General features: G+C 69.4%; 15 protein-coding genes. 6 read left to right on the top strand and 9 right to left on the bottom strand.

The window, feature by feature from the left end:
- Positions 1-7 precede the first annotated feature (7 nt).
- Positions 8-1,180, bottom strand: coding sequence for a glycosyltransferase family 4 protein (locus tag K244_RS0115970; protein ID WP_020187286.1), 1,173 nt, complete (start codon positions 1,178-1,180; stop codon positions 8-10).
- 76 nt (positions 1,181-1,256) lie between these two features.
- Here K244_RS0115970 and K244_RS0115965 point away from each other — a divergent pair, with 76 nt between their 5' ends.
- Together K244_RS0115965 and K244_RS0115960 are read left to right on the top strand one after the other, a co-directional pair.
- Entirely contained in the window at positions 1,257-1,751 is a 495-nt protein-coding gene (locus K244_RS0115965) for a YaiI/YqxD family protein (RefSeq protein ID WP_020187285.1), read from the top strand.
- Entirely contained in the window at positions 1,748-2,818 is a 1,071-nt protein-coding gene (locus K244_RS0115960; protein ID WP_020187284.1) for an MBL fold metallo-hydrolase, read from the top strand. The genes K244_RS0115965 and K244_RS0115960 overlap by 4 nt, the downstream gene beginning before the upstream one ends.
- Positions 2,819-2,822: 4 nt before the next feature.
- Here K244_RS0115960 and K244_RS0115955 read toward each other — a convergent pair whose 3' ends face one another.
- Positions 2,823-3,605 (bottom strand): hypothetical protein, encoded by a 783-nt coding sequence (locus K244_RS0115955; RefSeq protein ID WP_020187283.1) that lies wholly within the window; start codon positions 3,603-3,605, stop codon positions 2,823-2,825.
- Positions 3,606-4,031: 426 nt separating this feature from the next.
- Here K244_RS0115955 and K244_RS22120 point away from each other — a divergent pair, with 426 nt between their 5' ends.
- Positions 4,032-5,297, top strand: coding sequence for a L,D-transpeptidase family protein (locus tag K244_RS22120; RefSeq protein ID WP_024816547.1), 1,266 nt, complete (start codon positions 4,032-4,034; stop codon positions 5,295-5,297).
- Between the two features lie 140 nt (positions 5,298-5,437).
- A complete protein-coding gene (holA, locus tag K244_RS0115945) occupies positions 5,438-6,511 on the top strand; it encodes a DNA polymerase III subunit delta (RefSeq protein WP_020187282.1) in 1,074 nt (357 codons plus the stop codon).
- Between the two features lie 745 nt (positions 6,512-7,256).
- On the opposite strand, the gene K244_RS0115940 is transcribed toward holA, so the two are convergent.
- From K244_RS0115940 to mnmE, 5 genes are all read right to left on the bottom strand, one after another.
- Positions 7,257-8,129, bottom strand: coding sequence for a ParB/RepB/Spo0J family partition protein (locus K244_RS0115940; RefSeq protein ID WP_020187281.1), 873 nt, complete (start codon positions 8,127-8,129; stop codon positions 7,257-7,259).
- Between the two features lie 22 nt (positions 8,130-8,151).
- Complete coding sequence (locus K244_RS0115935; protein WP_020187280.1) at positions 8,152-8,976, bottom strand: ParA family protein; 825 nt, start codon at positions 8,974-8,976, stop codon at positions 8,152-8,154.
- Between the two features lie 32 nt (positions 8,977-9,008).
- A complete protein-coding gene (rsmG, locus tag K244_RS0115930; protein ID WP_036305823.1) occupies positions 9,009-9,671 on the bottom strand; it encodes a 16S rRNA (guanine(527)-N(7))-methyltransferase RsmG in 663 nt (220 codons plus the stop codon).
- Between the two features lie 63 nt (positions 9,672-9,734).
- Complete coding sequence (gene mnmG, locus K244_RS0115925) at positions 9,735-11,585, bottom strand: tRNA uridine-5-carboxymethylaminomethyl(34) synthesis enzyme MnmG (RefSeq protein ID WP_020187278.1); 1,851 nt, start codon at positions 11,583-11,585, stop codon at positions 9,735-9,737.
- Between the two features lie 105 nt (positions 11,586-11,690).
- Entirely contained in the window at positions 11,691-13,031 is a 1,341-nt protein-coding gene (gene mnmE / locus K244_RS0115920) for a tRNA uridine-5-carboxymethylaminomethyl(34) synthesis GTPase MnmE (RefSeq protein WP_036305822.1), read from the bottom strand.
- Positions 13,032-13,076: 45 nt separating this feature from the next.
- Here mnmE and K244_RS0115915 point away from each other — a divergent pair, with 45 nt between their 5' ends.
- The gene (locus K244_RS0115915) at positions 13,077-15,080 is read left to right on the top strand and encodes a thioredoxin domain-containing protein (RefSeq protein ID WP_020187276.1); all 2,004 of its coding nucleotides are present in this window, start codon (positions 13,077-13,079) and stop codon (positions 15,078-15,080) included.
- Between the two features lie 277 nt (positions 15,081-15,357).
- Here the strand turns inward: K244_RS0115915 and panD are convergent, their stop codons facing one another.
- Both panD and ccrA read right to left on the bottom strand, forming a co-directional pair.
- A complete protein-coding gene (panD, locus tag K244_RS0115910; RefSeq protein ID WP_020187275.1) occupies positions 15,358-15,804 on the bottom strand; it encodes an aspartate 1-decarboxylase in 447 nt (148 codons plus the stop codon).
- A gap of 98 nt (positions 15,805-15,902) precedes the next feature.
- On the bottom strand, positions 15,903-17,198 hold the full coding sequence (gene ccrA / locus K244_RS0115905; protein WP_020187274.1) for a crotonyl-CoA carboxylase/reductase: 1,296 nt from the start codon (positions 17,196-17,198) through the stop codon (positions 15,903-15,905).
- 179 nt (positions 17,199-17,377) lie between these two features.
- On the opposite strand from ccrA, the gene K244_RS0115900 reads away from it, so the two are divergent.
- On the top strand, positions 17,378-17,641 hold the full coding sequence (locus tag K244_RS0115900; RefSeq protein WP_020187273.1) for a GlsB/YeaQ/YmgE family stress response membrane protein: 264 nt from the start codon (positions 17,378-17,380) through the stop codon (positions 17,639-17,641).
- Positions 17,642-17,777: the final 136 nt, after the last annotated feature.

Genomic DNA, 17,777 nt, shown 5'->3' with positions numbered 1-17,777 from the left:
CGGGAAGTCAACGCCCGGCGTCGTCGAGCAGGCTGACGTAGGCCTCGAGCGTCGTGCGCGTCATCGCCTCGAGGCCGTAATGCGCCGCCACGTGCGCCCGGCCGCGGGAGGCGAGGGCAGCGCGGTCGTCGGGACCGAGCGCAAGCGCCGCCGCCAGACCTTCGGCGAGCGCATCGGGATCTCCGGGCGCCACGAGCCATCCCGTGCGGGCGTCGTCCCTCGCCGCCGGCGGCGCGAGCACCGTCTCCGCCACGGCGCCGTGGGCGGAGGCCACGACGGGGACGCCCATGGCCTGCGCCTCCGTCGCGCCGCGTCCGAAGGCCTCGGGCTCGGTCGAAGGCACGGCCGCCACGTCCGCCGCAAGCAGCGCCGCGGGCACGTCAGCGACGTGGCCGGGCAGACGCAGGCGGTCGGCGATCCCGAGCCCCTCGGCCTGCGCGATCAGCCCGTCGCGGTAACGCTCCCGCCCTTGCGCCTCGCCGGCGAGAACAACGACAACGTCGTCGCGTCCGAGCCTTTCTACGGCGTCGAGCAGAACCGACTGTCCCTTCCACGACGTGAGCCGGGCGGCGAGCAGCACCACTTTCGCCGCCTCGGGGATCGCCCAGGCGGCGCGCAGGGCGGCCACACGGGCGGTGTCCACCGCCGCCGGGTCGAAGGCCGCGAGATCGACGCCGCGGGGGATGACCGCCAGCCGCCCCTTCGGAGCGCCATGCTGTCGGGCAATGTGCGACGCGGTGAAGCCGGAATTCGCGATCACCAGGTCGCCGCGCGCCATCACCGAATTGTAGAACCGCTTCGGGGCGGAGTTTCCGGAATGGATGCCGGCCGCGGTCGTGACGAAGGGAACGCCGGCCAGCCGCGCCGCGCCGAGCGCGCTCCAGGCCGGGGCGCGGGAACGGGCGTGGAGTATGTCGGCCCCCTCGGCGCGGACGAGCCGCGCGAGCCGTCCGACGTTCGCCGCCATCGTGAGTGGATTCTTGCTGGCCGCGGGAAAGACCACGTGGCGCGCCCCGGCCGCCTCCAGCGCCGCGACCCCACGGCCGCCTTCGCTCGCGACCACCGCCCGCGCGCCGACGGCGACCAGCGCCTGCGCGACGTCGATGGCCGTGCGCTCCACGCCGCCAGCGTCCAGCGCGGGCAGGATCTGGAGCACGGTGCGGCCGACGAGGGGATGCACGGGAGCGGTTCAGCCTTGCGCGAGGGGGACGGCGCGGCTCTCCCGCGCGGGCTCGCGCCGTGGTACCTCAACGACGATGCCGTCGCCAGAGATCCGCCTGCGTCCCGCCGTCTTCATCGACGCCGACGCCTGCCCCGTCAAAGACGAGATCTACAAGGTCGCCGCCCGGCATGGGCTGGACGTCACCGTGGTCGCGAACCGCTTCATGGTCACGCCGCGGGAGGCCTTCGTCCGCCTTCAGGTCGTGCCCGAAGGCCCGGACGTCGCCGATGACTGGATCGCGGAGCACTGCGTCGCCCACGACATCGTGGTGACGGCGGACATCCCGCTCGCCGCCCGCTGCCTCGCCAAGGGCGCGGCCGCCATCGGCACGACGGGCAAGCCCTTCACCGAGAGCTCGATCGGCTCGGCGCTCGCGACCCGCGAGCTGATGAGCCACCTCCGCGAGATCGGCGAGATCACAGGCGGCCCCCGCCCCTTCGCGGCGCGGGACCGCTCGAACTTCCTTCAGGCGCTGGAGCTCGCCGTGACCCGCTCGAAACGCGCGCTCGCCGAGGCCGCCCGTCCGTGACGCGCCGCGGCGTGATCAGGCTCGGCGCCCTGCTTGCGGCGAGCGCCGCGGCCGGCGGCTGGTCCTGGCTGGCGTCCGTTCGGGACAAGAACCCCTATTACGCGGGCGCGCCGACCGACCACTTCGACGGCGTCCGCTTCTTCAACCCCGATCATCAGTGGTCGAAGTCGTTCGGCGAGGCGCTGCGCGGCGTCTGGTTCGCGGACAAGGCGACATGGCCGGAGAGCTTCCCGAGCCCGTTCGATGCCCGACCGCCCGCCAAGGTCGAGGGCGACCGTCTCCGCGTCACCCTCGTCGGCCACGCCACGCACCTGATCCAGACGCAGGGATTGAACATCCTGATCGATCCGGTCTGGTCCAAGCGGTGCTCGCCGGTCTCCTTCGCCGGGCCGAAGCGGGTCAACCCGCCGGGGGTCGCCTTCGACGCGCTGCCCAAGATCGACGCGGTGCTGATCACCCACAACCACTACGACCATCTCGATCTCGACACCCTTTCGCGGCTCGCCGCCCGGGACCGGCCGCGGGTGATCGTGCCGCTCGGCAACGACGCGATCCTCAAGGCGCACGATCCGGCGATCCGGCGGGAGGCCTACGACTGGCGCGCGCGGGTCCCCCTCTCTGAGACGGTCGTCGTCAACCTCGTGCCGTCCTACCACTGGTCGGCGCGCGGCGTGTTCGACCGGCGCAAGGCGCTGTGGTGCGGCTTCGTGATCGACGCGGGCGGCGCCGGCAAGCTCTACGCCGCGGGCGACACCGCGCTCGGGCCGCGCACCATCTTCCCGGCGATCCGAGCCGCCCACGGCCCATTCAAGCTCGCAATCCTGCCGATCGGCGCTTACGAGCCGCGCTGGTTCATGAAGGACCAGCACGCCAACGCGGCCGAAGCGGTCGAGATCATGGGCCTGGTCGGCGCCGAGAACGCCGTGGGCTGCCACTGGGGCACGTTCCAGCTGACCTCCGAGGCGATCGAAGCCCCGGCCGAGGCCTTGGCCGCGGCGCTGGCGGAGCAGAGTATTCCTGCGGATCGCTTCCGGGCGCTCCGCCCCGGCGAGGTGTGGGAAGGCTGACGCCTCACTCCGCCGGCTGCGACCGGGCGCCCCGCGCCTGGACGCGGCGCTCGGCCCACTCCACCTTGCGATAGTCGAAGCCGCGGACGAGCGCCGGCTTCACGATCTCGAAGTAGGGCGAGATGTCGAAGTCGCGCGGCATGTAGAGCGAGTCGTGGCGGATGTGCAGGATCTCATGCCGCTCGCCGTGATCGGCGATGGTCTCGACCCGCGGCAGGATGGGGTAGCGCACCCGCTCGAAGGCGCGGGCGATCAGCGACGAGCAGATCGCCCGCGTCGGCAGGCCCGAACCGAGCGACAGCATCCGCCGACGCAGGCGCGCCGACACCAGCGGGATCGGCGTGCAGTAGCGCAGCAGGTCGAGCACGTTCTTGACGTCGTACTCATAGCCCAGACGCAGGATGCAGAACCGCGCGACCTGCTCGCGTTCGCACAGGTCGAGATCGAACGGGCGGCAGATGCGGATATGCTCTGTCGCGTATTTCGACAGCGGCGCCGAGGCGCAGCCGATTCCGAGCTCCATCTCCACCAGCGTGTGGCGCTCGCCGTCCGCCGCGTGGACGTCGAGCATATCCCCGACGTAGAGCACGGCGTGCGACCACACCGACGAGGTCATGCGGCGGATCACGCCGGAGACGCGGCTGCGGCCGGCGATCAGGATCACGTCGCCGATCTCCAGCGTCTCGCGCAGGCGCGCCGGATCATAGGCCGTCTCGGGCCGGCCCCGGATCTCCTCCGTGAGATAGGTCACCAGACGCCGGCCGACGGCGTTGCCGATCCAATCCATGACGCGGCCCCCCCGTCGACGACGGGCCGCGCTCGTCGGCGCGGCCTGCTCGAACCTCCAGTCTCGCCGCAGACGCTCGCCCAAGACTGAAGGCTTGCGGCCTCCGCCGCGGTTTCGGCTTTTATGGTTAATGAAACCTTTCCGGTCAAGGCAGTGCTACCCGTGACTGCGGAACGAATCAGGAAGTCCATTGAAGTCTTCGATTCGTTCTCCGTGAACGAATCGCGATTTACTGACCAATCTCGATTCGTTCTTTGGGGTCGAACATCATCCTGCCGATCTATTATGCTTAACAGACCGTTTAAGACACCCAATTTGATCGCGGGATCGTTACGATCTGACCGTAAAGTGCGATAATTTGTTTACCCTAACCGAGGATGGTGACGAGGCGTCGGCGTGTCCGGCGACTTACGAAGAGAGGGCCCCGTGGCTCACACCTCGCTTAAGGCGGCGACCGTCATCGCCCTCGCGCTCGTGGCTCACACCTCGCTTAAGGCGGCGACCGTCATCGCCCTCGCGCTCGTGGCGACCGCCGCGCAGGCGGCGGAGCGCGACGCGATCGCCGGCATGATCGCGCAAAACTCCGCGGTCGAGCCGCCGCTTGCCGCTCCCGTCGTGGAGCCCTCGGCGCCCGCCGTCGCGCCCGCGGCGCGACCCGCCGCGCCCCGCGCCGCCGCGACCCCGATCGACAGCTACCCGGTGGACCTGCTGATCGCGCTCGCGAACGACGCGGTGTTCACGAGCGATCCCTACCCGCGCGGCCAGCACTCCGATCCGCGGATGATCAAGCTGCAGGTGCTGCTCGACCGCGCGCACGCCTCCCCCGGCGTCATCGACGGCATCAACGGCGGCAACGTCGCCAAGGCGATCGCCGCCTTCGAGATGATGGTGGGGCATCCCATTGACGGGGTGATGGACGCCGAGCTCTGGGCGAAGCTCGAGGCCACCTCGACCGAACCCGTGCTGGTTCCCTACGTCATCACCGAGAAGGACGTCGCCGGCCCGTTCGTGCCGGTGATGCCGGACGATTACGCCGAGCAGGCGCTGCTCCCCGGCTCGTCCTATCGCGACCCGACCGAGATGCTCGCCGAGCGCTTCCACATGGACGAGAGTTTCCTTCGCCGGCTAAATCCAGATGTCGACTTCTTCGCGGTCGGGTCGGAGATCATGGTGGCGAACCCCGGCCGCAAGCAGACCGTGAAGGTCGCGAGCATCGTCGCCGACAAGGGCCGCAAGCAACTGTTCGGTTTCGACGCCGCCGGCAAGATCGTCGTGGCTTACCCCGCCACGATCGGCAGCTCGGATCTGCCCTCGCCGACCGGCGTTCACGCCGTGAAGGCGATCGCGATCAATCCCGAGTACTGGTACCGGCCCAAGGTCAACTTTCAGCAGGGCAACAACACTAAGGCGCTGCGCCTGCCGCCCGGCCCGAACGCGCCCGTCGGCGCGGTCTGGATCGGCCTGGACAAGCCGACCTACGGCCTGCATGGCACGCCGGAGCCCTCCCGCATCGACAAGACCAACAGCCACGGCTGCGTGCGCCTGACCAACTGGGACGCCGACGAGCTCGCCCATCTGGTCGCGCCGGGCGTGGTGGTGGACTTCCGCGAGCCCGAGCTTGCGCCGGCCCAGACGGCGGAAACGGAGCCGCTGACGACCGGCAGCGCGCCGGCGCGGACCATGCCGTACTGAGCGAGCGCTCGTCCCGGCCGTAAAGCCGGGACCCACCATGCTTGCCTCAGGCGACGCGAAGACCGACGCGCCAAGCTTCCAACGCATAGGTTTTGGGTCCCGGCTCGAGGCCGGGACAAGAACGTTGCGGCCGATTCCCAATGGGCGTTGACCCCGCGCGCAGCTCCCGCGACAACTTCGGGATGGTCGCCATCAAAGCCTCGGGCGTCGACGCCTTTCTCGCCAAGCCGCCGGCGGACGTGTTCGCCGTGCTGATCTACGGCCCCGACGCCGGCCTTGTGGCGGAGCGCGCGGAGCGGCTGGCCTCGCGCGTGCTTGAAGGCTCCGACGACCCGTTCGGCCTGGTGCGTCTCGACGGCGACGAACTCGCCTCCGATCCCGGCCGGCTCGCGGACGAGGCGCGCACCATCGCGCTCTTCGGCGGCCAGCGCGCGATCCGCGTCAAGGTCGGGGGGAGGGCGATCGTGACCGCGGTCGAGGCTCTGCTCGGAGGGCCGGCGCCGGAGTCGCTCACCGTCATCGAGGCGGGCGACCTCAAGAAGAACGCCCCCTTGCGGACGCTGTGCGAGAAGAGCCCCCGCGCTGCGGCGCTGCCCTGCTACCCCGACGAGGCCGGCGCGCGCGATCGTCTGATCGACGAGGAGACCCGCCTGTCCGGCCTTTCGATCACGCCGGACGCGCGGGCGCTGCTGAGCGCGTCGCTGGGGCCCGACCGGCTCGCGGCCCGCGGCGAGGTGCAGAAGCTCTGCCTCTACGCCCATGGTCGCGGCCGCATCAACGTCGACGACGTGACGGCCGTGATCGCCGACGCCGGCGACGTCGGCATGGACGTGGCGGTCGATGCGGCGTTTGCCGGCAAAGCAGGGGAGGCGGCCTCCGCGCTTCGGTCCTTGCGCTTCAGCGGCACGCCGGCGTCCGTTGTCGTCGGCGCGGCTCTCCGTCACGCCATCACGCTGCATCGGCTGCGCGGCGACGTCGACGCCGGCCGCAGCGCGCGGGCCGTGATGGAGTCCAACGGCTTCCTCTTCCACTTCCGCCGCAAGGACTCCGTCGAGCGCGCGCTCGGCGCCTGGAGCGGGGCGCGGCTCACCGAGATCGTGGCGAAGCTCGCCGAGGCGGTCGCGACGGGGCGCAGGGCCGCGGGCGTGGGAGAGGCCGTCGCCGAGCGCGCCCTGCTCGCCATCGCGATCGAAGCGGCGCGACGGGCCCGTTGAGCGCACGTTCGCGCTTTAGTTGTGATCGACTAAGAAATTCGCGACTCAATAGGAGAGTCACTGGCGGCGTTTTTAGATGCGGCTGGGGTGATTGGATGCCCGAGACGCGCCGGCCGCTGGTGGGCTTCTATTAGGCGAGAAAAGCCCGGTCGTCTTTAATGCTCGCAGACGATCGGGATCGTGCTTCACCGAGATCGAATACCGGTCCCTATCGCGATCCAAAGGAAGCGGAGCCTCAGCAACCGATCGCCCGCCCGGCCGCGTCATTCGATACGGTTGAGACTGTCCTTGTGCAGCTTCCAAAAATACATGAGCCCGCAGGACTCCGACCATAGGATAGAGCGTTTGTCGCGAGTCCGGCTTAGACCAAGAACGACCCCTATCGTGGTCTTCCTCTCAAATGCTCCCTCCATTCTTCCGGAAGTCCCGCAGTTGGCGCCGTTCTCTCCACCAGACGTGTAGAAAACGATCCTTCGCCGCGTTTCGCCCTTCAGGATTTCGGTTGGCTCGAAAACAATCCGATGTGGATCCTCTGCAAGAAATCCATCATCGAACTTTGGAAGATCAGTTTTGCGGATGTCGATCACACGACCTCGGGCGATGTAAGTAGCGCTCCTAAAGATATCCGAGCGAAACTCCTCGCTCATCCCGGGACAGTCGCACGCGAAAGCGACGTTCGGCGCCACGAACGCTGCGCTGCAGACCAGCATGAAAGCGAGAAACGGAGCGATCCCCCTCACAAAATTTATCCCTTCAGGCGCGCCGCCACCATGTCGAGTTGCTCGAGATCGGCATAGCGGATGACGAGCTCGCCGCCCTGGCCCTTTGGCTTCAGCGTCACGGCGAGGCCCAACGCTTCCGAGAGAGCCTCCTCCAGAGCGCGTGCGTCGGCGTCCTTCTCAGGCTTCGCCCGGCGGGCGCCGTCGACCGACTTCACCTCGGGCGCGCGGGCCATGGCCTCGACTTCGCGCACCGACAGCCCCTTCGCGACGGCCTTCTCTGCGGCGGAGGAGGGGTCATCGAGCGCGAGCAGGGCGCGGGCGTGGCCGGCGGTTAGCGAGCCGTTCAGCACATGGGTCTTCACGCTCTCCGGCAGCTTGGTCAGCCGCAGCGTGTTCGCGATGTGGCTGCGGCTCTTGCCGATGACGCGAGCAAGGTCCTCCTGCCGGTAGGAGAACTGCGTCATCAGTTGCTCGTAGCCGACGGCCTCGTCGATGGCGTTGAGATCCGCTCGCTGGACGTTCTCGACGATCGCGATCTCCAGCGCCTCCCGCTCGGTAACGTCGAGGATGACGATCGGCGCGTCATGCACCCCGGCCCGCTGCGCCGCGCGCCAGCGCCGTTCGCCCGCGATGATCTCGAACTGCTCCGTTCCGCTCGCCGCGCGCCGCACCAAGATCGGCTGCAGCACGCCCTTCTCGCGCACCGAGGCCGCGAGGTCGTCGAGGTCGGCTTCGTTGAAATGACGGCGCGGGTTCGCGGGGTTCGGCCGGAGATGGGCGATCGGCGCGCGGCGCTGGCCGCGGGACCGCTCGACCACCGCGCCTTCGTCGGCGACGTCGCCGATCAGCGCCGCGAGGCCGCGCCCCAAGCGCGACCGGGAGGGCTCGTCCGCCATGCTCATCCTTTCAAAGGTCCCGTCAGGCTGCGCGCAGCGTGCGTTCGCGCTGGATCACCTCGGAGGCGAGGCGCAGATAGGCCTGCGAGCCGTTGCACTTCAGGTCGTACAGCAGCACCGGCTTGCCGTGGGATGGCGCTTCGGAGACGCGCACGTTCCGCGGGATCATGGTGTCGTAGACCTTGTCGCCCATGAACTGGCGCACGTCCGCCACCACCTGGCCGGAGAGGTTGTTGCGCGGGTCGAACATGGTGAGCACAACGCCATGGATCGACAGGTTCGGATTCAACGAGCCGCGCACCTGCTCCACGGTTTTCAGCAGCTGGCTGAGGCCCTCCAGCGCGAAGAACTCGCACTGCAGCGGCACCACGATCGCGTTGGCTGCGGTCATGGCGTTGATGGTGAGCAAGTTCAGCGAGGGTGGGCAGTCGACCAGCACATAGGTGTAGCGCCGGTCGGCCGTCGCCCCCTCATGCAGCGCGCGCACCGCGTCGCGCAGCCGGAACGCGCGGTCGCGCTCGGAGGCGATCTCCAGCTCGACTCCGAGCAGGTCCATGGTGGATGGCGCGAGGTGCAGCCGCGGCACGGCCGTCTCGTGGATGGTCTCCGCCAGCGTCGCCTCGCCGACGAGCACGTCGTAGGTCGACAGCCGCCGCGCGCGGTGGTCGATCCCGAGCCCGGTGGAGGCGTTGCCCTGCGGATCGAGGTCGACGATCAGCACGCTTTCGCCGATGGCGGCCAGCGCCGTGCCGAGGTTGATCGCCGTCGTCGTCTTGCCGACGCCGCCCTTCTGGTTCGCGAGCGTCAGCACGCGAGGCGCGCCGGCAGGGAAATGCGAGGACAACATCTGGGCGGCTCCGGCGTCGAACGCGCGTGGCTCTAGGCGTTCGACCGGAGCTCCTGAAGACTTTCGACGCGCACGATGCGCGCGGCGGGGTCGGTGCGGCTCGGGTGAAACGATGCCTTAACTTTCCAGGATTCCAAGGCCTGGGTCAATTCAAGCTCGGCCTTCTCCCCTTTGGGAAACAGCCCGATCGCCCCGCTTTTCAACAGGGGCGCCGCCAGTGCGAGGAGTTCGCTCATCGAAGCCAGCGCGCGGGCGCTGACGACGTCGGCCTGCGGAACGACCGAGCCGACCACGGCCTCCGCCCGAACGGCGTGAACCGTGACCGAGACGCCCATGGCCCGGGCCGTTTCGCGCAGGAACGCCGCCTTCTTCAGATTGCTTTCGACGAGATGGACCTGAGCCTTGCCCGTCAGCAAGGCGGCCGCGACGAGGCCGGGAAAGCCCGCGCCGGAGCCGAGATCGACCCAGATCTTGACGTCTTTCGGAGCCAGAGCGACGAGCTGCGCGCCATCGGCGACGTGCCGCGTCCACACCTCGGCGAGGGTGTTCGGAGCGACCAGGTTCATCGTGCCCTGCCACCGATCGAGCATTGATACGAGCTGGCCGAGCCGCGCCCATGTTTCACGTGAAACATCGACGAGGGCTTGAGCGTTCGCCCGGTCCGCGGCGCGAACCTTGGGATCAACGGGGGGCATCACGAGGCTCCGGTGGAATGGCGGCGGCGCTCTGCGAGGCGACGCGCTCCATGCACGCGATCGTCACGCCGCGCGCCGGGCGCGCGCCGCGATTAGCGTGAGGGCGGCCGGCGTCATGCCCTCGATGCGTCCGGCCTGGCCCAGCGTTCTCGGAGAGACCGCCACGAGCTTGTTGCGCAGCTCCGCCGACAGGCCGGGGAGGGCGGCGTAGTCGATGTCGCCCGGGATCGTCGCGTGCTCCTCGGCGCGGAAGCGGCGGATGTCCGCCTCCTGACGGTCGAGGTACACGGCGTAGGACGCCTCGATCTGGAGCTGGGCGAAGGTCGCAGGCTCGATCGACGCAATTTCCGGCCACAGCCGCACCAGCTCCTCGCGCCCAACGTCCGGAAGCGACAGCAGCTCAAAGGCGCTCCGGCGGCGGCCGTCGTGGTTCACGTGCACGCCCTGGCGGGCGGCCTCCGTGGGCGTGATCGCGAGCCCGCGGGTCAACGCCTCAGCGGCGGCGAGCGCGCCGGCCTTGGCGGTGAACGCCGCCGAACGCGCGGCGCCGACGCAGCCCAGCGCTTCGCCTCGGGAGGTCAGCCGCAGGTCGGCGTTGTCGGCGCGCAGGCTGAGGCGGTACTCGGCGCGCGAGGTGAACATCCGGTAGGGCTCGGTCACGCCGCGGGTGACAAGGTCGTCCACCATGACGCCGAGATAGGCCTCGGATCGGTCGAAGGTGGCGCCCTCCTGCCGGGCGGAACGCCGCGCCGCGTTGAGCCCGGCCAGCAGACCCTGCGCCGCCGCCTCTTCGTAGCCCGTCGTGCCGTTGATCTGACCCGCAAGAAAAAGCCCGGGAAGCCGTTTCACCTCCAGCGCCGGATCGAGCTCGCGCGGGTCGACGTGGTCGTACTCGATGGCGTAGCCCGGCCGCAGGATCTCGACGCGCTCCAGCCCGGGGATCGATCGGACGAGCGCAAGCTGTACGTCCTCGGGCAGCGAGGTGGAGATGCCGTTGGGGTAGACGGTCGGGTCGTCGAGGCCTTCCGGCTCAAGAAAGATCTGGTGGCTTTCGCGATCGCCGAAGCGCACCACCTTGTCCTCGATCGAGGGGCAGTAGCGCGGGCCGCGGCTCTCGATCTGGCCGGAGTACATCGGCGAGCGCGCGATGTTGGCGCGGATAATCGCGTGGGTCTCAGGCGTCGTTCGGGTGACGTGGCACACCGTCTGAGGCGTTGTGATCGCCGAAGTCAGCGTCGAGAACGGTTCGGGCGGCGCATCGCCCGGCTGCTCCTCGAGCGCCGCGAAATCGATGGTTCGGCCGTCCAGCCGGGGAGGGGTGCCGGTCTTCAGCCGCCCCAACGCGAGCCCCGTCGCGGCGAGCCGCTTCGACAGGCCAAGCGCCGGCGCCTCGCCGACGCGTCCCGCCGGGATCGTGCGGTCGCCGATGTGGATCAGCCCTCGGAGGAAGGTGCCCGTGGTCAGCACCACGGCGCCGGCCGCGATGCGCCGTCCATCGCCCGTGACGACGCCGGCGACGTGGTCCTGCGCGACGATCAGGTCGTCGACTTCGGCCTCTATGATCGTGAGATTGGGCTGCGCGGCGAGCGCGGCTTGCATGGCGGCGGCGTAGAGCTTGCGGTCAGCCTGCGCGCGCGGCCCGCGGACGGCCGGCCCCTTGCGCCGGTTAAGCACTCGAAACTGGATGCCGCCCGCGTCCGCCACGCGGCCCATCAGCCCGTCCAGCGCGTCGATCTCGCGGACCAGATGACCCTTGCCGAGCCCGCCGATCGCCGGATTGCACGACATGGCGCCGATCGTGTCGGCCCTGTGCGTGACGAGCGCGGTCGCGGCGCCGGTGCGGGCGGACGCCGCCGCCGCTTCGCAGCCCGCATGACCGCCGCCCACCACGATGACGTCGAAGGACGTCGGCATGTCTTCAGATCCTGCCGCTGTGACTGATCGCCCGACGCATAGCCCCGCGAGCCCTCCGCTGCAACGATCGCCAATGTTTCACGTGAAACATTCGGGCTGCCCGGCTCACTTCCCGATGCAGAAGCTCGCAAACAGCCGGTCGAGCACGTCTTCGACGCCGACCCGGCCGGCGATGCGGCCCAGCTCGGTGGCGGCTCCGCGAAGGCGCTCCGCGAGCAGTTCGTCCGGGAGTTGCTGCCAGCGGTCGAGCGCAGACCGCAGATCAACGGCCGCAGCCCGGATCGCGTCGCGATGGCGGGCCCGGGTAAGCCCTACGTGCTCATCGCCGCCGAGACCGTCCCGAGCCGCCTGACCCAAGCCGGCGATCAGATCATCGAGGCCCACGCCGGTGCGGGTCGAAATAGCCCGGTCCGCCCATGCCGGCGCGGCGGGGGCGAGGTCGGCCTTGCTGGCGATCGTCCAGAGCGCGCCGCCCGTCGACGGCGCAGTCGCCTCCTTCTCGTATGTCGCCTCCCGCAGCCACAGCACGAGGTCGGCGTCCGCCGCCCGGGCGGTCGCGCGGCGCACGCCCTCGCGCTCCACCACGTCGTCGGTGGCCCGCAGGCCGGCGGTGTCGGCGATGATCGCGGGGTAGCCTTCGAGGTCGAGATGCACCTCCACCACGTCCCGCGTCGTGCCGGGGATGTCGCTGACGATCGCAGCCTCCCGGCGCGCGAGCGCGTTCAGCAGCGACGACTTACCGGCGTTCGGCGCGCCCACGATCGCGATCCGAAACCCCTCGCGCAGCCGGTCGGCGCGTGTGTCGGCCAACGCCGCGTCGAGATCGCGCACGAGCAGGATGATTTCCTCCCTGGCCTGCGCTCGGGCCGCGGCCGGCACGTCGTCCTCGTCGGCGAAGTCGATGCCGGCCTCCACTAGCGCCATGGCCGCGATCAGCCGGTCACGCCAGCCGTCGACAATGGCGGACAGCGCGCCTTCGCTCTGGCGGATGGCCTGGCGGCGCTGGGCCTGGGTCTCGGCGTCGATGAGGTCGGCCAAGCCTTCGGTCTCCGCGAGGTCCAGTTTGCCTGCGAGGAACGCGCGTCGCGTGAACTCGCCGGGCTCCGCCGCCCGCACGCCGTCCACCGCGAGCACGGCGTCGAGCACGGCCGCGACGACCGCTCGGCCGCCATGCAGATGCAGCTCCGCGGCGTCTTCGCCGGTGGCGCTTGCGGGCCCGGGGAACCACAGCGCAAGGCCGCGGTCGAGCAGTTCGCCGGTCTTGGGATGACGCAGTGCGCGTAACGCGGCGACGCGCGGCTGCGGGCGGCCGTCCGCGATGCGGTCCAGCACGGCTCCGGCGGCGGGACCCGAGATGCGCAGTACGGCGATCGCCGCGCGCCCTGGCGCGGTGCTGACGGCCGCGATGGTGTCGCGCGTTGCAAGAGTCCTAGGTTCCTGACTCACGCCGCGCCTTTCCCGATGCTTGGGACTTCGACGCCTAGGACCTTCATGACCAATCGCCTCTCCGCCTCCGCCAGCCCCTATCTTCTCCAGCACGCGGACAACCCCGTCCACTGGTGGGAGTGGAGCCCTGAGGCGTTCGCGGAAGCGAAGCGGACCAACCGGCCGGTGCTGCTGTCGATCGGCTACGCCGCCTGCCACTGGTGCCACGTCATGGCGCACGAGAGCTTCGAGGACGAGGCCGTCGCCGCGGTGATGAACGAGCACGTGGTCGCGATCAAGGTCGACCGCGAGGAGCGGCCGGACGTGGACCAGATCTACATGTCTGCCCTCCACGCGCTCGGTCAGCAGGGCGGCTGGCCGCTCACCATGTTCCTCACCGCAGACGGCGATCCGTTCTGGGGCGGCACCTATTTCCCGAAACAGGCGGCCTATGGCCGACCGGGCTTTCCCGACGTGGTGCGGACCCTCGCGACCGTCTACCACGAGGACCCAGACCGCGTGACGCAGAACGTCGCCGGCATAGCGGAGAAGCTGAAGCCAAAGGCGGCGCCGGCCGGCGACTTCGGTCCGGCCCAACTCGACGAGGTGGCGAAGCGTGTCGTGCGGATCTACGACCCCGTCGACGGCGGCTTCCACGGCGCGCCGAAGTTTCCGCAGACCGGCGTTCTGGAGGGCCTGCTCCGCAGCGCGCGGCGCACGGGCGACGCCGGCCTCTCCGCACCGGCCGAACTCACGCTGCGGCGGATGACCAAGGGCGGAATCCACGACCACGTCGGCGGCGGCTTCGCCCGTTACTCCACAGACGCCCACTGGCTCGCGCCGCACTTCGAGAAGATGCTCTACGACAACGCCCAGCTGCTGCCTCTGCTCGCGAGCGTCGGGCGCGAGACCGGGGACGCGCGGCTGACCGCCGCGGCGCACGGGATCGTGGACTGGCTGGCGCGCGAAATGATCACGCAGGAGGGCGCGTTCGCCGCCAGCCTTGACGCCGACACGGAGGGCGTCGAGGGGCGGTTCTATGTGTGGCGGCGTTCGGAGCTGGACATGATTCTAGGCCCAGACGACGCCGCCTTTGCGGCGGAGGCGCTGGACATCTCGAACGGGGGCAACTGGGAGGGCCTTTCGATCCCGAACCGGCTCGACGAGCGGGCTCCGATCGACGAAGCCCGGCTGGCCATCGTCAGAGCCCGGTTGCTCGCGGAGCGCGAGACGCGGACTCGGCCGGGCCGCGACGACAAGGTTCTCGCAGACTGGAACGGGCTAATGATCGCGTCCCTCGCCGACACGGCGGCGCTGCTCGGCCGGCCCGACGCGCTGGCGCTGGCCGAGCGGGCCTTCGCGTTCGTCACCCGCGAGATGACGAAGGGCGCTCGCCTCGGGCACGCCTTCCGCGCCGGGCGGTTGATCTACCCGGGGTTCGCCACGGACTACGGCGCCATGGCGCTGGCCGCCCTCGCGCTCGCCGGCGCGACGGGAGATCCGTCGTACCGCGACCTTGCCGCCCGCTGGCTCGCGGCGGCGGACACGCACCACCGCAATCCCCACGGCCCCGGCTTCGCCGTGGACGCCGACGACGCAGACCGGCTGGTGGTGCGCCCCGAGGCGCTGACCGATGAGGCGCTCCCGAGCGGCACGGCGCTGATCCTCGCCGCGGAGCTGAAGCTTGCCGCCTTCGACGCCGACGAGGTCCGGCTAGCGAGGCTCGACGGCGAGCTGGCAGCGCTGATGGGGCTGATGGCGTCGAACGTCATCGGCCACGGCGGACTCTTGAACGTGCTCGATGGCCGGATGCGGCTGGCGTCGGTCGTCGTGGTCGGAACGGGCGACGTTGCGACCGCGCTGCACGTCGAGGCGCTTTCAGCGCCGGCCTGGGAGCGGGTCGTCCGCCGGGTTGGGGCGCTCGACCAACTGCCCGACGATCATCCAGCCCGCGCGGGCCGCGTCGACGGCGCCGCAGCCTTCGTCTGCGCCGGCCAGCGCTGCTCGCTGCCGGTGACCGAGCCGCCGGCGCTCAGGCGGACGATCGCTGAGATGACGCGCCTGGGATGAGGCGCGGCGTGGAGCTGCACGCCTGGCGTCATCGACATCGCGAGGCGCCGCCGGTCCAGGACGAGACGCGTGGATCCCTCCCTCGATAGAGGGAAGCCCCGACCGGGTGGGGTGGCCGCCGGATGAGACCCGACCTTCCTCACGAGCTCGACGTCCAAGGACCCTACCCGACCCTTTGCCGTGCAAAGGGCCACCCTCCCCACACCTTCGGCGCGAGGAGGGATCCCGCGCCTTATCGATCGGGTTGAAGAGATTTTCGCGCCCGTCAACGCTCTCCTCACCCCACTAGGTCGCGCACATCGAGCGGCGCGCCGGCGTCGGTCTCGATCGCCATGTCAAGTTCGCCCGCGGCGTTGCGGAACACGCGGTAGACGATGCGCTCGTCGATCTGATTGCCCGGCTTGAAGGTCAGCACCTTCGGGCAGCGGGCGATGACGTCGTCGGCCGAGCCCCATTCCGAGGAGGCGATGATGACCTCGTCGCCCACCTGACAGGTGCGGGCGGCGGCGCCGTTCAGGATGCAGCAGCGCGAGCCGGGGACGCCGTAGATCACATAGGTCGAGATCCGCGCGCCGGACATCTTGTTCCAGATCTCGACGAACTCGAGCGGCTCCAGCCCCGCCTCCCGGCAGAGCTCGGCGTCGATGGTGATGGAGCCGTGATAGTTCAGGTCCGCTCCAGTGACGCGGATGCCATGAAGCTTGGCCCGGACGTACTGCTGCATGGCGGCCGCTCTCCTTCGGAAGGTCGGAACATGGCGAGAGCGCCGGAGGGGGTTCCGGCGCTCTTCAAAAACCGTCGATCGGTCCGCCGATCAGGCGCTCAGGCGGCGGCCGCGGCGTCTGCGGAAACAGCCGGGATCGCGTCCGCTTCGGCCACGTCCTCGACCGTGCGCAGGCCCGCGCGCGGCGCGTTGACCAGCACGGCCATGTTGCCCGGCGCGTGCTGGTTCTTCCACATCTTGGTGTGGGCCTTCGGAATGTCGGCGAAGGTGAACACCTCCGACATGCAAGGGTCGACGCGGCGGTCGATGACGAACTTGTTCGCGGCGGACGCCTGCTTCAGATGGGCGAAGTGCGAGCCCTGGATGCGCTTCTGCCGCATCCAGACGTAGCGGGCGTCGAAGGTGATGTTGAAGCCGGACGTGCCGGCGCAGAACACCACCATGCCGCCGCGCTTCACCACGAGGCAGGAGACGGGGAAGGTCGCCTCGCCGGGATGCTCGAACACCATGTCGACGTCGACGCCCTTGCCGGTGATCTCCCAGATCGCCTTGCCGAATGCCCGGGCGGACTTGACCCAGGTGTTGTACTCGGGGCTGTTGACCGTGGGCATCTGGCCCCAGCAGTCAAAGTCCTTACGGTTAATCACGCCCTTGGCGCCGAGGCCCATCACGTAGTCGCGCTTCGACTCGTCCGAGATCACGCCGATGGCGTTGCCGCCGGAGGCCGCGATCAGCTGGACTGCGAACACGCCGAGGCCGCCCGAGGCGCCCCACACCAGCACGTTGTCCGAGGGCTTCAAGCCATGCGGCGGGTGGCCGAACAGCATGCGGTAGGCGGTGGCGAGGGTCAGCGTGTAGCAGGACGCCTCCTCCCATGTCAGGTGCTTCGGCCGCTGCATGAGCTGGCGCGACTGCACCCGGCAGAACTGCGCGAACGAGCCGTCCGGCGTCTCGTAGCCCCAGATGCGCTGCGAGGGCGAGAACATCGGGTCGCCGCCGTTGCACTCTTCGTCGTCGCCGTCGTCCCTGTTGCAGTGGACGATGACTTCGTCGCCCACCTTCCAGCGCTTCACCTTGCGCCCGACGGCCCACACGATGCCGGAGGCGTCGGAGCCCCCGATGTGGATCGGGTTCTTGTGCACGTCGATCGGCGAGATCGGCTCGCCGAGCGACGCCCAGACCTGATTATAGTTCACGCCCGCGGCCATGACGTAGACGAGCACCTCGTCGTCGCCGATGTCCCAGGTGGGAACCACCTCGAGCTGCATCGCGCTCTCGGGCGGCCCGTGCCGCTCCTTGCGGACGACCCAGGCGTGCATGTTCGCCGGCACATGGCCCAGCGGAGGTATCTCGCCCAACTCGTAGAGGTCTTTACGCTCGGTCGTTGCGGCCATGGCGAAAGCTTTCGTCAGTATCCGGGTCCGAGCGGCAATATGACGTCGGGTCCGATGCGCGCAATGCGACGTTGGCCTCATGTTGCGATGCGATATGGTCATTTGCGGACGGCGCTCCATGTCTAAAGACGCAATCGGCGGGAACGGTCCCGCCCTTTAAGTCGAAGGACGTAGACGCCATGGAACCGTTCGCAGGATTTGGAATTCTCGCCGTGCTGCTGATCGGCGCGATCGCGGGTTGGCTCGCCGGCCAGATCGTCCGGGGCTACGGCTTCGGCATCATCGGCAACATCATCGTCGGCATCATCGGCGCCGTCATCGGCACCTGGCTCCTCGGCCAGCTCGGCGTCTCCACCGGCGGCGGCGTCCTCGGCGCGATCATCGGCTCGACCATCGGCGCGATCGTGCTGCTGCTGATCATCGGCCTGTTCCGAAGGGCGTAAGACGAAAATTAGCCTCATTTCGAACTTGAGCCGCCCGACGCTAGTCGGGCGGCGAAGCGCGTGGTCTAATTCGTTCCCTCGCAGCGGATCTGCCCGTCGGAAAACGGACCATGCCAAGTCTTCCTAAGACGCCCTT

Source organism: Methylopila sp. 73B (assembly GCF_000526315.1).
GTDB lineage: Bacteria > Pseudomonadota > Alphaproteobacteria > Rhizobiales > Methylopilaceae > Methylopila.
This window is presented reverse-complemented; position numbering and strand designations above follow the sequence as displayed.

What these genes read in the sequence shown, in the direction of transcription:
- K244_RS0115965 (WP_020187285.1), top strand. Translation starts at nt 1,257, where the DNA reads ATGCCGTCGCCAGAGATCCGCCTGCGTCCCGCCGTCTTCATCGACGCC.
- K244_RS0115955 (WP_020187283.1), bottom strand. Translation starts at nt 3,605, where the DNA reads ATGGATTGGATCGGCAACGCCGTCGGCCGGCGTCTGGTGACCTATCTC.
- holA (WP_020187282.1), top strand. Translation starts at nt 5,438, where the DNA reads ATGGGCGTTGACCCCGCGCGCAGCTCCCGCGACAACTTCGGGATGGTC.
- K244_RS0115940 (WP_020187281.1), bottom strand. Translation starts at nt 8,129, where the DNA reads ATGGCGGACGAGCCCTCCCGGTCGCGCTTGGGGCGCGGCCTCGCGGCG.
- K244_RS0115935 (WP_020187280.1), bottom strand. Translation starts at nt 8,976, where the DNA reads ATGTTGTCCTCGCATTTCCCTGCCGGCGCGCCTCGCGTGCTGACGCTC.
- rsmG (WP_036305823.1), bottom strand. Translation starts at nt 9,671, where the DNA reads ATGCCCCCCGTTGATCCCAAGGTTCGCGCCGCGGACCGGGCGAACGCT.
- mnmG (WP_020187278.1), bottom strand. Translation starts at nt 11,585, where the DNA reads ATGCCGACGTCCTTCGACGTCATCGTGGTGGGCGGCGGTCATGCGGGC.
- K244_RS0115915 (WP_020187276.1), top strand. Translation starts at nt 13,077, where the DNA reads ATGACCAATCGCCTCTCCGCCTCCGCCAGCCCCTATCTTCTCCAGCAC.
- panD (WP_020187275.1), bottom strand. Translation starts at nt 15,804, where the DNA reads ATGCAGCAGTACGTCCGGGCCAAGCTTCATGGCATCCGCGTCACTGGA.
- ccrA (WP_020187274.1), bottom strand. Translation starts at nt 17,198, where the DNA reads ATGGCCGCAACGACCGAGCGTAAAGACCTCTACGAGTTGGGCGAGATA.
- K244_RS0115900 (WP_020187273.1), top strand. Translation starts at nt 17,378, where the DNA reads ATGGAACCGTTCGCAGGATTTGGAATTCTCGCCGTGCTGCTGATCGGC.